The sequence below is a fragment of the Sneathiella glossodoripedis JCM 23214 genome (genome assembly GCF_000616095.1).
Taxonomy (GTDB): Bacteria; Pseudomonadota; Alphaproteobacteria; order Sneathiellales; family Sneathiellaceae; genus Sneathiella; species Sneathiella glossodoripedis.
Map to the genome: position 1 here is coordinate 577,419 of NZ_BAMS01000002.1, position 14,580 is coordinate 591,998.

Sequence of the window (14,580 nt, forward strand, 5' to 3'; positions counted from 1 at the left end):
CCCCGATTTAAAGCATCATTGTCAAAGGCTCTTCAATGAAGCCCTTGAAATACTGCAGAAGTTCAGCCCCCAACGCACCATCAATAACCCGATGGTCGCAGGACAGGGTAACACTCATGACTGTCGCAACCGATACCACACCATCTTTGATGACAGGTTTCTGTTCACCAGCACCAACAGCGAGGATTGCAGATTGCGGCGGATTAATTACAGCGAGAATTCCTTGATCCCATACATGCCCAGATTGGAAATTGAGAAACAGCCGCCCTGATATTCTTCGGGCATCAGTTTGCCCGATTTGGCCTTCGCGGCGAGCTCCTTCATTTCATTTGAAATGCTCGCAAGTCCCTTGCCATCAGCCCCTTTTACCACGGGTGTAATCAAACCACCATCAACGGCGACCGCCACTGAAATATCAATATCCTTATATTGCAGGATCTTGTCACCGCCCCAAATGGCATTAGCCGCGGGCAGTTTTTTAAGGGCGAGTGCACTTGCTCTGATAACGAAATCATTGACAGAAATCTTGTACTCGTCAGAGCGGGCATTCAGCTCTTTGCGAAGCGATAGCAGATTATCCAGCTCGCATTCGATGGTCAGATAAAAATGCGGGATTGTCTGCTTGGCTTCCGTAAGGCGCCTTGCAATCGTTTTGCGCATGCCTGTAAGCGGTATTTCTTCATGCTCACCTGCATGCGGAGGTGTCGTGGCAACAGGCGCAGCAGTTGGGGCTGCTTTTGCATCCGCCGGTTTATCAGCGGAGCTTGCTGCTTTTTCAGGTGCAGAGGCTTTACCGCCATCGGCTATGAATTTTTCAACATCCGCTTTGATAATCCGGCCGTGCGGACCGGTTCCTGTAACATCCGCGATGTTAATCCCTTCATTTGCAGCAATTCGGCGGGCAAGTGGACTTGCAAAAACGCGATCCCCTTTATGCTGAGTTGCGGGAGCAGCCTTTTCATCGGCGGAACCCGATTTTGGCTCGTCAGATGAGGTGCCTGAGGCTTTTGAATCTTCGGACTGAGAGTTTTCGGATTTAGAAGAGCTCTTACCTTCATCCGCGGACATATTGTCCATGTCCGACGCATCTTCGCCATCTTCGAGCAGAATGGCAATCGGCGCATTCACTTCAACATTGTCGGTTCCGGCATCAACGAGAATTTTCCCGATCACACCTTCATCGACCGCCTCCACCTCCATGGTTGCCTTATCCGTTTCGATTTCAGCAAGCACATCGCCAGAAGAGACGCTATCGCCTTCCTTAACCAGCCAGGTGGCCAGTTTTCCCTCTGTCATTGTGGGTGACAAGGCTGGCATTGTAATTGTAATTGGCATCCTGATCCCCCCTTATGACCGATAGGTGACCGCATTAACGGCATCGATGACTTCCCTGACACTGGGCAGAGCCAATTTTTCAAGATTTGCCGCGTATGGCATAGGCACATCTTTACCTGATACCCGTAGAACAGGCGCATCCAGATAGTCAAACGCCTTTTCCATGATCTGGGCACTTAATTCAGCACCCACACCATGTTGCGGCCATCCTTCTTCGACCGTGACACAACGGTTGGTTTTCTGAACCGACGCGATGATGGTATCCATATCGAGAGGACGGATTGTGCGAAGGTCGATCACTTCGGCATTTACGCCTTCCTCGGCCAGTTTTTCTGCTGCTTCAAGTGCATAGGTCATTCCCATACCAAAGGAGACGATTGTCACATCATCGCCGGACCTTGCCACCTTCGCTTTGCCAAGCGGAATAGTGAAGTCATCCAGAACCGGGACGTCAAAGCTTTGTCCGTACAGGATTTCATTTTCAAGGAAGATGACCGGGTTAGCATCCCGTATAGCGGATTTCAGCAATCCCTTTGCATCAGCAGCGGTATGGGGGGCAACGACAATCAGGCCCGGAACATGTGCATACCATGCAGCAAAACATTGCGAATGCTGGGCGCCAACCCGTGACGCAGCCCCGTTAGGACCGCGAAACACCATCGGGCTGGCCATCTGGCCACCTGACATATAACGGGTTTTCGCCGCAGAGTTTACAATCTGGTCAATCGCCTGCATGGCGAAGTTAAACGTCATGAACTCGACAATGGGACGCAGTCCGTGAAAAGCGGCACCAACACCAACACCGGCAAAACCATGTTCGGTGATCGGCGTATCGATGACCCGCTTGGCCCCAAACTCATCGAGCAACCCTTGGGTAACTTTGTATGCGCCTTGATATTCGGCCACTTCCTCACCCATGACAAACACACGCTCATCACTGCGCATCTCTTCCGCCATAGCATCCCGCAGCGCTTCGCGAACGCTCATCTTGACCATTTCGGTCCCTTCAGGGATCTCACCGCTGGCGTCATATGCGTCAACACCAGTGCTGACAGAGCTTCCGCTCGAAGATGCGGAAGCCGAAGAGTTGGAGCTTTCTTCTTTAGCCGAGGCGGCCTCCTCTTCTTTTGCGGTATTTTCTGAGCCACCTGAGGCGTCGTAGTTATCCAATGAAGCGCTGTCTTCACCATCCTCTAGCAACAACGCTATTGGGGTGTTGACGGCCACATTATCCGTATCCGCGTCAATAAGTATCTTCCCGATGACACCCTCATCGACGGCTTCAACCTCCATCGTGCTTTATCGGTTTCGATTTCCGCCAGCACATCACCGGAGGACACTTCATCCCCCTCTGATACCAGCCAGCGTGCGAGTTTTCCTTCAGTCATAGTCGGCGACAGAGCCGGCATGAGAATTTCTGTAGGCATGTCTTGTTCCCTTATCTCTTGTCTTGCTCTGAACTCAGGCGACGATATCCGTCATTAATTCATCAGGATGTGGTTCCGGGCTTTCCTGAGCAAACTCAACAGCCTGAGCGACAATAGATTTCACTTCTTTATCAATTTCTTTCAGTTCATCTTCTGTATAGATTTTCTCGTTCAGAAGTTTCTCGCGAACCTTTTCAATTGGATCACTTTCAGCCCGTTTTTTATTCACTTCTTCCTTGGAGCGATATTTCGCTGGGTCGGACATGGAGTGACCCCGATAACGGTAGGTTTTCATTTCCAGAATATAGGGCCCTTTTCCACTGCGCGCCCATTCAACCGCCTTGCGACCGGCTTCGGCGACAGCAAAGACATCCATACCGTCTACCTGTTCACCGGGAACATTAAAGCTTTCACCGCGCCGGAACAGTTCTGGTTGCGAAGAGGCGCGTTTGACAGAAGTTCCCATCGCATATTCATTATTTTCGATGACATAAACGACCGGCAGATCCCAAAGCTCGGCCATATTGAAGCTTTCGTAAACCTGTCCCTGATTAACCGTTCCATCACCCATGTAACAAAGAGTGACATTCCCGGTATCCTGATATTTCTGACTAAATGCGAGACCGGTTCCTAGCGGAACGCAGGCCCCGACAATGCCATGGCCGCCATAAAAGTTCTTGTCTTTGGAGAACATATGCATTGAGCCCCCCTTACCTTTGGAGTAGCCCCCTTCACGGCCGGTCAGTTCTGCCATGACGCCTTTGGGATCCATTCCGCAGGCAAGCATGTGACCATGGTCCCGATAGGAGGTAATCACCGCATCATCCTCGGTAATGGCCGATTGCATGCCCACAACAACAGCTTCCTGACCAATGTAAAGATGACAGAACCCACCTATCAGACCCATGCCATATATCTGACCTGCTTTTTCTTCAAAGCGTCGGATCAGCAGCATATCTCTATAGTATTTCTGGATTTCTTCCTTATCGACCTTTTTGGTCTTCCTGCGGGTGGTAGAGGCTTTTTTGGCCATGATAACTCCCTTTTTATCTGTGTTCCCTTTTTCCCTGTAAAAGAAAACATCTGAAAAACATTGGCTTGAATGTGGCGATAAAAGTCTTAAGAAACAAGAAATTCTGAAAAATTAACCAAAATATAGTTATCTCGGTTAATTTTGGTGTGCTGCAGCATGTTTTATAGAAAATCAGGCTTGTTCAGGAATATCTGTTCAGAAATTCCCAAAGAGCATTACTCTTTGTAATTTTCGCAAAGAGCCTTTTAAATATTACGATATAATTTTACGTTAGTTACGAATGTAAGCGACTATTTCGTGTAAATAACCAGCTCATCCGGATGCGCCAGACCAAGCACCTCGCGTGCTCTTTCCTCCAGCATATCAAGATCCAGATTCTCAGGATTGAGTAGATTCACTCTTTTCTCCAGCTTTTCCCGTTCAATTTCAATCAAACGAAGTTTTGCCTGTTCCTGACTGATTTCCTGCTGCAATTTTAAATATGCAAATAACCCTCTATCACCCTCAATCAGGTGATAACTGAAATAGCAGACGAGCAGCAGCCCAAGAATAGGCCCCATTCCCGCTTTCAATCGTTTGCGAATTTCATAGTTCAGGTTCATGGATTGAGTGAATCAAATTGTAGCGTTGCGGTCAACCTGTAAAAGCCAGTTGAAGCCATTAATTTTGCCGCAGCCTGAAAAGCAACACAGCACGGCAGAAAGTTTGGAGAAAACAAGAAAAAGGGCGGGATAGAACCCGCCCCTTTCAAACATCCAATTTTCAGATCATTTCAATATGGAACGGCCAGCATATTCGGCTGCCTGCCCCAGTTCTTCTTCGATGCGAATAAGTTGATTGTATTTGGCGAGCCGGTCAGAACGTGCCAGTGAACCTGTTTTGATCTGGCCACAATTTGTCGCAACCGCCAGATCAGCAATTGTAGCATCTTCGGTTTCACCAGAGCGATGAGACATGACCGCTGTGTAGCTCGCTTTATGTGCCATTTCCACAGCTTCCATTGTTTCGGTGAGGCTGCCAATCTGGTTCACCTTTACCAAAATCGAATTGGCAACGCCCTGTTCGATCCCGTCGGCAAGCCTTACCGGATTTGTCACAAACAAATCGTCACCAACCAGTTGAACCTTATCCCCAATTCGATCGGTCAGCAGTTTCCATCCAGCCCAGTCATCTTCGGACATGCCGTCTTCGATGGAAATAATAGGATAATCCCCTACCAATGACGCATAGTAGTCGACCATTTCTTCGGCGGAGAGAATTTTATTCTCTCCCTTCAGGTTATACTTGCCATCTGAATAAAATTCAGTGGAAGCGGCATCCAATGCCAAATAGATGTCTTCACCCGGTTTGTAGCCCGCAACTTCAATGGATTTCATGATAAAATCCAAGGCATCCCGCGTTCCACCAAGATTTGGCGCAAACCCGCCTTCATCACCCACATTTGTATTATGGCCTGCATCGCTTAGCTGTTTTTTGAGCGTATGGAACACTTCAGCGCCCATTCGAACAGCTTCACGAATATTGCCAGCAGATACCGGCATGATCATGAATTCCTGAATATCAATGGGGTTATCCGCATGTTCACCGCCATTAATGATATTCATCATGGGCACTGGCAAGGTGCGAGCCGACGCACCGCCACATAGCGATACAGGGGCAGATTGGCATCAATGGCCGCAGCTTTGGCAATTGCAAGGCTGACGCCCAAAATCGCATTGGCGCCCAAACGACCTTTATTGGTTGTTCCATCAAGCTCGATCATCATACGATCAATTGCAATCTGGTTTTCTGCATCCAGGCCTGAAATGGTATCGAAAATTTCACCATTTACCGCATCTACAGCCTGCAGGACGCCTTTTCCTTTATACCGATCACCGCCATCACGCAGTTCAACCGCTTCATGTGCACCAGTTGATGCTCCGGATGGGACAGCCGCACGACCAAAGGCGCCACTTTCCAAAATAACATCAACCTCAACTGTCGGATTTCCCCGACTGTCCAGAATTTCGCGGCCAATTATATCGAGAATTGCAGTCATTGATCAGTCTTTCCTGTAGATGTCTGTTTTTGTGATTAACTATTTTTGGCGAGGCGGTCGAAAGCAGTCAATTGAGCCAGTAACGCTTCCATTTCATCAATGGGAACCATATTCGGTCCGTCAGAGGGGGCGTTGTCAGGGTCCTGATGAGTTTCCATAAATACCATCGCAACCCCAACCGCGACGGCGGCCTTGGCAAGTACGGGAACAAACTCACGCTGTCCACCCGAAGTTGTCCCCTGCCCGCCCGGTTGCTGAACCGAATGCGTGGCGTCAAATACAATGGGAAATCCGGTTTGTGCCATGATTGGAAGGCCGCGCATGTCACTTACCAGAGTGTTATATCCAAAGCTTGTGCCGCGATCGGTTAGCAAAATGTTTTCATTGCCGCTTTCCACCAGTTTGTGAGCAACATTTTTCATGTCCCAAGGCGCCAGAAACTGGCCCTTTTTAACGTTCACAACCCGTCCTGTTTTTGCTGCTGCAACCAGCAAGTCTGTTTGACGGCACAGGAATGCCGGTATTTGAAGAACGTCAACAACAGTCGCAACTTCGGCGCATTGAGAGGCTTCATGCACATCCGTCAGCACAGGAATATCAAATGTCTTTTTAACCTTTTCAAAGACTGGCAAGGCTTTTTCAATACCCAGCCCACGTGGCGTGTGGATGGAAGAGCGGTTGGCCTTGTCAAAAGACGTTTTATAGACAAGTCCCATGCCCAGCCGAGATGTAATCTCCACAAGCTGGCCAGCCATATCAATTGCGTGACCTTCGCTTTCCATCTGACACGGTCCTGCAATCAGGGCCAACGGAAGATCATTGCCAACTTTAATATTGCCGATAGTTACATGCGCGGCCTGGGTCATGTCTTATTCCAATTCCGGTTGGGGGTTATACCAGTCGTGATTTATCCATTGCAGCCTTGATAAAGCTTTTAAACAACGGATGAGGATCAAACGGTTTGGATTTCAGTTCAGGATGGAACTGCACACCGATAAACCAGGGATGATCGGGAAATTCGACGATTTCCGGCAAGTCACCCTCTGGAGACATACCGGAAAACTTGTAACCTACTTTTTCCAAAGCCGCTTTGTAAGCCACATTGACTTCGTAACGATGGCGATGGCGCTCTTCAATCCGGTCAGATCCATAAATTTCACGAACCTTGGTTCCCTCAACCAGATTACAAGGATAGGCACCAACACGCATTGTTCCGCCAAGGTCATCTTCTTCACTGCGGGTTTCGGTTTGATTTCCGCGGGTCCATTCGGTCATCAGACCGACAACATTCGGGTCAAAATCACCAAATTCGGATGTTCCGGCGTTTGGCAGTCCGCCGAGGCTGCGGCAGCCTTCAATAACGGCCATTTGCATGCCATAGCAGATCCCAAAGTAAGGAATTTTCTGTTCACGAGCGTAGCGTGCGGCCCGGATTTTACCTTCTGCGCCGCGTTCGCCAAAACCACCGGGTACAAGAATAGCGTCCACATGTTCAAGACGTTCAGCGAGTTTGCTTTCATCTTTTTCAAAAATCTCTGACTCAAGCCAGTCGATTTTCACTTTGACACGATTTGCAATCCCCCCATGAATCAGGGACTCTGTCAGCGATTTATAGGCATCCTGCAGTTCAATATATTTACCTACAACGGCAATATTGACTTCGCCTTCAGGGTTCAGCACCCGATCCACAATATCAGTCCAGCGGGACAGGTCAGGCTCTGGGGCATCCGTAATGCCAAATGCGTTCAAGACAGCTGTATCCAGCCCTTCGCTATGATAGCTAAGCGGAACCTCATAAATGGTGCGGACATCAAGCGCCTGAATAACGGCACCGGCAGGCACATTACAGAACTGTCCGATTTTGGCGAGCTGCCCTTTAGGAATTTCATGCTCACTGCGGCACAACAGAATATCGGGCTGAATACCAATTGACTGCAATTCTTTCACTGAATGCTGTGTTGGTTTGGTTTTAAGCTCCCCGGCCGCAGCAATATAGGGAACCAGCGTCAAATGCATGAAAATGGCTTCATTGCCCAATTCATTTCCAAGCTGACGGATGGCTTCCAAAAAGGGAAGGCTTTCAATATCACCCACAGTCCCGCCAATTTCGACAAGAACAAAATCCTCGTCCGCGATGTCTGCTGTTGCAAATTCTTTAATCGCATTGGTGATGTGCGGGATAACCTGCACGGTTGCCCCCAGATAGTCCCCGCGGCGTTCTTTGCGAATGACTGTCTGATAGATCCGCCCTGTGGTGACGTTATCACTCTGTTTGGAAGCAACACCGGTAAAGCGTTCGTAATGGCCAAGATCCAGATCTGTTTCAGCCCCGTCATCGGTCACATAACATTCCCCGTGTTCGTAGGGGTTCATTGTGCCGGGATCGACATTGATGTAGGGATCCAGCTTGCGCATCCTTACCTTGTAGCCGCGGGCCTGCAACAGGGAAGCGAGAGCCGCCCCGGCAAGACCTTTGCCAAGTGAGGATACCACACCACCGGTAACGAATATAAACCGAGCCATGGGATTACACTATATTAAAACTTTTTGGGTTCGTGAAGTAAAAGAGACGGTAAATTACCGTCTCTATGCGAAAAATTACTGAGTTGATAGCGGCGCAGCCGGTTCGGAGGAATTTGGCGGCACATCGCCTGCCCCCGTTTCGGCTTCTACAGGCTGATCCAGAATTGAAGTTGGCGCAGTATGCAAGCCACTCACAATTGCCAGACCGATACTTGTCGCAAAAAAGGCCGCAGCCAGGATCGCTGTTGTCCGCGTCAGCAGGTTTGCAGCACCGCGGCCTGTCATAACGCCACCTGTACCGCCACCGATTCCCAATGCTCCGCCTTCTGAGCGCTGCAGCAGAACTACACCGATCAGGAACACTGTAATAAGAACGTGAATGACCAGTAGAATTGTTTCCATGATCCAATTAATTCCTGAGCATAAGACGCAGAGCCGCCAAGAGTTAAACATGTTTGGTGGGCTTCTACACCAAAGCTGTCCGGATTTCCAGTGATATATAAACTAAATTCCGGTTTCGACAATTGGCCAGAAGTCATCGACTTTTAAACTGGCCCCGCCAACAAGTGCGCCATCGACATTTTCGAGTGCCATAAGCTCATCCGCGTTAGAGGCCTTTACAGACCCACCGTAAAGCAGACGAACCCCTTCTGCACCGGCCGTCAGAGCGCCCAGTTTTTCACGAATGAAAGCGTGAACCTCTGCAACATCTGCTGGTGTCGGGGTTTTGCCTGTCCCGATGGCCCAAACAGGCTCATAGGCGATCACTGTATTATCAGCACTTGCCCCGGCGGGCAGAGATTTTTCTATCTGCTCACCAACAACAGATAGTGTTTCCCCATTTTCACGCTGCTCAAGCGTTTCCCCAACGCAGACAATAGCGACAAGCCCAGCCTGCAAAACCGCTTCTGCTTTCGCTTTCACGGCATCACTGCTTTCATGGTGATCGGTGCGTCGCTCCGAATGCCCGACAATAATGTAGGAGGCGCCGGCATCTTTGAGCATTTCAGCGCTGATATCACCGGTATGCGCCCCTGACACATTGGCGTGACAGTCCTGAGCGCCGATGGAAACGGCACTGCCTTGGGCCAGATCAGCCAACTCTTTTACAAGGGTAAAGGGCGGACAGATCAGAATGTCACATCCGACAGTTCCTGCGTCTGCCGATTTTTTTACGAGTTGTTCAATCTGCGTAATTGATTCACTGCGCAGGCCGTTCATTTTCCAATTACCCGCAATTAATGGTCGTACAGACATTTCTATTCACCTCGTTCGCTTCGCCTTGGGCTATTGTCATTAATGATTTCACGCCCATATGCCATTTTTTTACAAAGAAAGATACTGCTTTGCAAAATTCCGTGTTGCAGCCTTGTGCAGTTACCTCATATCATGTCGCGCTGCAGTGGGGCGCAATGCCCTCCTCACAGGTTAAATTTAAAAGATTGTTGGGAAAATATGCTTCATTCCATGCGTAAAGGAGCCAGTGGTTGGCTCGCAAAAGGACTGTTATTGCTTCTTGTCGCCAGTTTCGCCCTTTGGGGAATTGGGGGAGACATGTTGGGAAGTTCCGCGGGAAGTGGCGTCATTGAAGTGGGAGAACAGTCCGTTACCCTTGGTGAATTCCAGCGGGAATACAGAAACCGCCTCAATCAGGTTTCAAACTATCTAAATCGTCAGATTACCGTTGAAGAAGCCCGCAATTACGGGGTTACCCAAAGCACAATCATGAGCATTCAGACCCGCCTGCTTGAAAAAGAGCGGGTTCGCGAGCTGGGATTGGGAATTTCTGATGTCAGTGTCCTCAAAGAACTGAAAAATTCACCAAACTTCAGGAATGCTGCCGGTCAATTTGACAGACTTCGCTTTGAAACACTTCTCAGGCAGAACGGATATAGTGAGCGCGAATATCTCGACATTCTTGCCGATGAACTGAAACGTCAGCAGCTTATGGTGAGCCTGCAATACCCGGCCGGTGATGCACCAGACTATATGGCTGAAATTCTTTTCGATCATTATCTGGAAAAGCGCAAAGCTTCCTATATTGAATTGCCCGACAGTGACATCACCGGAGCTCCCGTTCCTACTGATGAAGAGCTGAGTGCCTTCATTAAGGACAATGCAGAGCAATTTACAGCACCGGAATTTCGCAAAGCAGACATACTCTTTTTATCACCAGAGAAGTTTGTGAGCGAGGCTGAGGTCAGTGAAGAGCAGATCAAAGCAGAATATGAAGGCCGTGCATCTGAATTCATCATCCCCGAGCGCCGTCAAATTCTTCAGATGATTTTTGATGATGAAGAGACAGCTCAGGAAGCAGTCGCCCGCTTGACCGGTGGTGCCGATTTCGCAACTGTCGCCAACGAATTGTTACAACTGACGCCCGCCGATATTGATTTGGGACTGCTGACCAAAACCGAATTGCTTGATGAAATGCAAGAGCCGGTGTTCAACGCAGAAGAAGGTGCAATTACTGCCCCTGTAAAAACAGTGCTTGGCTGGCATATTGTTGAGGTCGCTAAAATTGAAGCTGGCAGAACCCGTGGTCTGGAAGAAGTTCGCGATCAGCTGAAAAATACAATTGCACTAAGAGAAGCTGCAGACATTCTGTACGAAAAGTCAACGCAGCTTGAAGATGAAATCGCAGGCGGCGCGACAATCAGTGAGGCTGCCTCAGCAATTGGCGTAAAAGCCCAGTCAATTGACTGGACCAATCGCAACGGACAAACTGCTGATGGACAGCCTTCAAGCGGATTGCCGCCAGTGCCTGAAATTCGCGGGATCCTCTTTTCCACGGAACCGGAAAGCGAGCTGGAACTACATGAAGCCGCTAACGGAACTTATTTTGCTCTCTCCGTCACTGATGTAAAACCTTCCGCACTCAAGGAACTTAATGAGGTTCGCGAAGAAGCGCTTAGCGCATGGCAGGCAGACTGGAGGCATCAGGAAAATGCGAAAAAAGCAGAAGAGCTGCTTGGAAAGCTGAAAGCTGGTGATGCAATTGACAGCCTTGGTTTTGAGGTCAAGACAAGCGCGGAAGCAACCCGCAATGCAAACCTTCCTGGATTTTCATCAAATGCCGTTGATGCACTTTTTGAACTGGATAAAGGCGCTTCAGCATTCGGTGAAACTGATACAGGAACCGGTTATGTGGTATTTACGCTGACCGATATCATTGCGGCAGACCGCGAACAAGAAAAAGAGCTTTTGACGCAGTTGAAGCAGGATCTCACCAACGGGATCAATCAGGATATCAATCAGCAGTATCTGTCGTATCTTGAAAAATCCATCGGTGTTTCAGTTAAAGAAAATCTGATCAGGGAATATTTCTAAAAATGTCGATAAAACCCGCATTCCCGGAGTTTAGTGAAGGCTTTAACGCAGGGAAATCGCAGGTCCTCTGGACTACCCTGGTCGCAGATCTTGAAACACCTGTCTCAGCAATGATGAAACTGGCTGAAGGAAAGGCCAATTCTTTCCTGCTGGAATCCGTTGAAGGAGGAGCTGTTCGCGGGCGCTATTCCATTATTGGCATGAAACCGGACCTGATCTGGAGATGCGATGGCACACAGGCGCGTATTAACCGCACTGCCCGCTTCGATCCGGAAGCATTCGTGACCTGTGATCTGCCGGTACTGGATAGTCTGCAATCCCTCATCGATGAGAGCCATATCGAACTTCCGCCGCACCTTCCGCCCATGGCGGCGGGTCTTGTCGGCTATATGTCGTACGATACTGTGCGTTTGATGGAAGACATTCCAGACAGCAATCCAAATGAACTGGGGCTGCCTGATGGCATGTTCATCAGACCAACCGTCATGGCGATCTTTGACAGTATTCTGGATGTGGTCACCATTGTAACGCCTGTATGGATTGGCGATGGACGCTCGGCTCAAACCGCTTATAACCATGCGGCCGAACGCCTTTCAGATGCTGTCAACGACTTCTCTCGCAGCCTACCTCATACGGTTTCACTGGAGCAGGCAGAAGCCGATCTGCCCGAGCCTGTATCAAATACAACCCCGGAAGAATTCTATTCCATGGTGGACAAAGCCAAGGAATATATTCGGGCGGGTGATATTTTTCAGGTGGTGCCCAGTCAGCGCTTTGAAATGCCGTTCAATCTGTCGTCCCTGTCATTTTATCGGGCATTGCGCAGAACAAACCCATCCCCTTTCATGTTTTACCTGAATTTTGGTGGATTTTCAGTTGTCGGATCCAGCCCTGAAATTCTGGTACGGCTGCGCGATGAAAAAGTGACGATCAGACCGCTTGCCGGTACACGCCCGCGCGGGGCAACAGCAGCAGAAGACAAAGCCCTCGCAGAAGATCTTTTAAATGATCCCAAGGAACTTGCAGAACATTTAATGCTTCTGGATCTTGGTCGGAACGATGTCGGCCGTGTGGCTCGTATTGGCAGCATTGATGTGACCGAAAAATTCGTGATCGAAAACTATTCGCATGTCATGCATATTGTCTCAAACGTCGAAGGTAAAATTCGTGAGGATTTAACGGCCATAGATGCCCTGAAAGCAGGTTTTCCTGCAGGAACAGTGTCGGGTGCCCCAAAAGTGCGTGCTATGGAAATCATTGACGAGTTGGAGAAATCACGGCGCGGTGTCTACGCAGGCGCGGTCGGATATTTTTCAGCCAACGGATCCATGGATACCTGTATTGCCCTTCGTACAGCCGTTATCAAAGATAACAAAATCTATATACAGGCAGGCGCCGGTATTGTTGCAGACAGCGATCCAAAATCTGAATATGACGAGACGGTCAACAAGGCTAAAGCTCTTGTCCGGGCGGCGCAGGAAGCTGTTCGCTTTGCCTCCGAAGGGTCAGGTAACCGTTAATCAGCTCTCAAATTACGCGCAGATTGCAACGTCAACGCTGCGCTAACCGGGACAAACTGAAATCCGTCTTCAACAGCTTTGGGCATCCATTGCGACAAAGCCTCAATTGTTTCCAGATACGGATGGCCAATTGCGATGGCCACTCCGTTTTTTTGCGCGAGGGCCTTTGCTTTTTCAAGCTGCGCTAAAATGGACTGCACATTAATGTCGTTATCAATAAAAACATCGCGATTTCCCGTGGGTAAACCGCGACTGCGGGCCATCTGAAATCCGACACTATCAGAAGTCGTTCGACTGTCGAGAAACAGCAATCCTCTACTGGCAATTTCATCCATAACCACTGACATACCTGCGTCATAGGCAGTAAACTTGCTACCCATATGGTTATTGACGCCAACGTAACCGGTAAATCTCTCCAGATTTCTGATCGTGCGGCTTCGAATTTCGGATATATTCAAATCGTTGAGCAATGCGTCGGGTCCCGGGTCTGTCCCGCTGCTGGTTGGCTCCATCGGTAAATGAAGCATCACTTCATGACCACTTTCACGCGTCAGATCAGATTGCTGTTGCAAGTTGTCAGCATAGGGAAGAAACGCCAGCGTCAGCGGTTTGGGTAACGCGAGCAGATTATTAAGCCGAGTTGAATTCAGCCCTACGTCATCAATGACGATAGAGATTAAAGGAGCCCCTGATTTGATCGTAACGGAAAGTGCATATTTTTGCCATGTCTTTTCCCGGATTTCAGGAAAAGCCCGCTTTATCTCCGCCGGAGGTAGACTTGCGAGCCTGTCAGTATCAGGCGCTGGGTCTGTTTTTTCTTCTACAAGCGGAGTTTCAGGTGCATTGCGATAATCAGAAGGATCATGTTCCAGTGCGTCAATGGGCCTGCGAAGTCGCTCATCTGTATTGTCTGGGACACTTGCTTGCATTTGGGGCTTCTCAGCACTACTCCGCACATCACCGGGAATAAAGATTTCCTGCACGGGCGCGCTGGTCAAAGATTGATCCCTGTTTCGGTCCTTGATAAACGAGCCGATCATCATGCCGCTCATAAGACTGAAAACAAGAAGAGCGCCGCAAAATGTCAGCAATCGGGCTGGTGAATTCATAATCCTGTCAAAACGCGATTGAGACTCAAGATCGTCAATTGCCTTTTTGTCTGATGATGCCATTCAATAAAGGTCCCGTATTGCTCACAAAGTTTGAAGTATGATTTTTAGTGTATCGCAATCTTCAGGGCTACAAGTTTTCCCAATTGTGCAATTTATTTTTCCGATCCAGTATCACTCGCTAACTTGTTGGGAAAAAGTTGATTTCGTGACTATGAGGGGTGAAAAATACTTGAAAACGGCACTTGACGGGGCCAAAAAAGAA

General features: G+C 49.0%; 11 protein-coding genes and 2 pseudogenes. 2 read left to right on the forward strand and 11 right to left on the reverse strand.

The window, feature by feature from the left end; all coding sequences use genetic code 11:
- Positions 1-7 precede the first annotated feature (7 nt).
- The 10 genes and pseudogenes from JCM23214_RS20335 to tpiA form a co-directional block, all read right to left on the reverse strand.
- Positions 8-1,335 (reverse strand): annotated as a pseudogene (locus JCM23214_RS20335) (pyruvate dehydrogenase complex dihydrolipoamide acetyltransferase).
- A gap of 12 nt (positions 1,336-1,347) precedes the next feature.
- Positions 1,348-2,628 carry a pyruvate dehydrogenase complex E1 component subunit beta gene (locus tag JCM23214_RS20340; protein WP_199899519.1) on the reverse strand — a complete coding sequence of 427 codons (1,281 nt, stop codon included), beginning with the start codon at positions 2,626-2,628 and terminating at the stop codon, positions 1,348-1,350.
- A complete protein-coding gene (locus tag JCM23214_RS26955) occupies positions 2,541-2,762 on the reverse strand; it encodes a biotin/lipoyl-containing protein (protein ID WP_439646384.1) in 222 nt (73 codons plus the stop codon). The genes JCM23214_RS20340 and JCM23214_RS26955 overlap by 88 nt, the downstream gene beginning before the upstream one ends.
- A gap of 34 nt (positions 2,763-2,796) precedes the next feature.
- The gene (gene pdhA, locus JCM23214_RS10935; RefSeq protein WP_025898978.1) at positions 2,797-3,795 is read right to left on the reverse strand and encodes a pyruvate dehydrogenase (acetyl-transferring) E1 component subunit alpha; all 999 of its coding nucleotides are present in this window, start codon (positions 3,793-3,795) and stop codon (positions 2,797-2,799) included.
- 290 nt (positions 3,796-4,085) lie between these two features.
- The gene (locus tag JCM23214_RS10940) at positions 4,086-4,397 is read right to left on the reverse strand and encodes an FtsB family cell division protein (protein ID WP_025898979.1); all 312 of its coding nucleotides are present in this window, start codon (positions 4,395-4,397) and stop codon (positions 4,086-4,088) included.
- Between the two features lie 165 nt (positions 4,398-4,562).
- Positions 4,563-5,833, reverse strand: a pseudogene (eno, locus tag JCM23214_RS20345) (phosphopyruvate hydratase).
- 35 nt (positions 5,834-5,868) lie between these two features.
- Complete coding sequence (gene kdsA, locus JCM23214_RS10955) at positions 5,869-6,699, reverse strand: 3-deoxy-8-phosphooctulonate synthase (RefSeq protein WP_025898980.1); 831 nt, start codon at positions 6,697-6,699, stop codon at positions 5,869-5,871.
- Positions 6,700-6,724: 25 nt separating this feature from the next.
- A complete protein-coding gene (gene pyrG / locus JCM23214_RS10960; protein ID WP_025898981.1) occupies positions 6,725-8,356 on the reverse strand; it encodes a CTP synthase in 1,632 nt (543 codons plus the stop codon).
- Positions 8,357-8,431: 75 nt separating this feature from the next.
- Positions 8,432-8,758, reverse strand: a complete 327-nt coding sequence (gene secG, locus JCM23214_RS10965) for a preprotein translocase subunit SecG (protein ID WP_025898982.1) — start codon at positions 8,756-8,758, stop codon at positions 8,432-8,434.
- Between the two features lie 102 nt (positions 8,759-8,860).
- The gene (gene tpiA / locus JCM23214_RS10970; RefSeq protein WP_025898983.1) at positions 8,861-9,613 is read right to left on the reverse strand and encodes a triose-phosphate isomerase; all 753 of its coding nucleotides are present in this window, start codon (positions 9,611-9,613) and stop codon (positions 8,861-8,863) included.
- Between the two features lie 210 nt (positions 9,614-9,823).
- Here tpiA and JCM23214_RS10975 point away from each other — a divergent pair, with 210 nt between their 5' ends.
- Together JCM23214_RS10975 and trpE are read left to right on the forward strand one after the other, a co-directional pair.
- Positions 9,824-11,686: a SurA N-terminal domain-containing protein gene (locus JCM23214_RS10975; RefSeq protein ID WP_159104344.1), complete on the forward strand. Its 1,863-nt coding sequence runs from the start codon at positions 9,824-9,826 to the stop codon at positions 11,684-11,686.
- A 2-nt stretch (positions 11,687-11,688) separates the two neighbouring features.
- Complete coding sequence (gene trpE / locus JCM23214_RS10980; RefSeq protein ID WP_025898985.1) at positions 11,689-13,206, forward strand: anthranilate synthase component I; 1,518 nt, start codon at positions 11,689-11,691, stop codon at positions 13,204-13,206.
- Here trpE and JCM23214_RS22475 read toward each other — a convergent pair.
- Positions 13,203-14,378, reverse strand: coding sequence for a divergent polysaccharide deacetylase family protein (locus JCM23214_RS22475; RefSeq protein ID WP_025898986.1), 1,176 nt, complete (start codon positions 14,376-14,378; stop codon positions 13,203-13,205). The genes trpE and JCM23214_RS22475 overlap by 4 nt on opposite strands.
- Positions 14,379-14,580 lie beyond the last annotated feature (202 nt).

Excerpts from the sequence above, each read along its gene's own strand:
- JCM23214_RS26955 (WP_439646384.1), bottom strand. The coding sequence starts at position 2,762 with ATGCCTACAGAAATTCTCATGCCGGCTCTGTCGCCGACTATGACTGAA.
- tpiA (WP_025898983.1), bottom strand. The coding sequence starts at position 9,613 with ATGTCTGTACGACCATTAATTGCGGGTAATTGGAAAATGAACGGCCTG.
- trpE (WP_025898985.1), top strand. The coding sequence starts at position 11,689 with ATGTCGATAAAACCCGCATTCCCGGAGTTTAGTGAAGGCTTTAACGCA.
- JCM23214_RS20340 (WP_199899519.1), bottom strand. The coding sequence starts at position 2,628 with ATGGAGGTTGAAGCCGTCGATGAGGGTGTCATCGGGAAGATACTTATT.
- pyrG (WP_025898981.1), bottom strand. The coding sequence starts at position 8,356 with ATGGCTCGGTTTATATTCGTTACCGGTGGTGTGGTATCCTCACTTGGC.
- JCM23214_RS10940 (WP_025898979.1), bottom strand. The coding sequence starts at position 4,397 with ATGAACCTGAACTATGAAATTCGCAAACGATTGAAAGCGGGAATGGGG.
- pdhA (WP_025898978.1), bottom strand. The coding sequence starts at position 3,795 with ATGGCCAAAAAAGCCTCTACCACCCGCAGGAAGACCAAAAAGGTCGAT.
- kdsA (WP_025898980.1), bottom strand. The coding sequence starts at position 6,699 with ATGACCCAGGCCGCGCATGTAACTATCGGCAATATTAAAGTTGGCAAT.
- JCM23214_RS22475 (WP_025898986.1), bottom strand. The coding sequence starts at position 14,378 with ATGGCATCATCAGACAAAAAGGCAATTGACGATCTTGAGTCTCAATCG.
- secG (WP_025898982.1), bottom strand. The coding sequence starts at position 8,758 with ATGGAAACAATTCTACTGGTCATTCACGTTCTTATTACAGTGTTCCTG.
- JCM23214_RS10975 (WP_159104344.1), top strand. The coding sequence starts at position 9,824 with ATGCGTAAAGGAGCCAGTGGTTGGCTCGCAAAAGGACTGTTATTGCTT.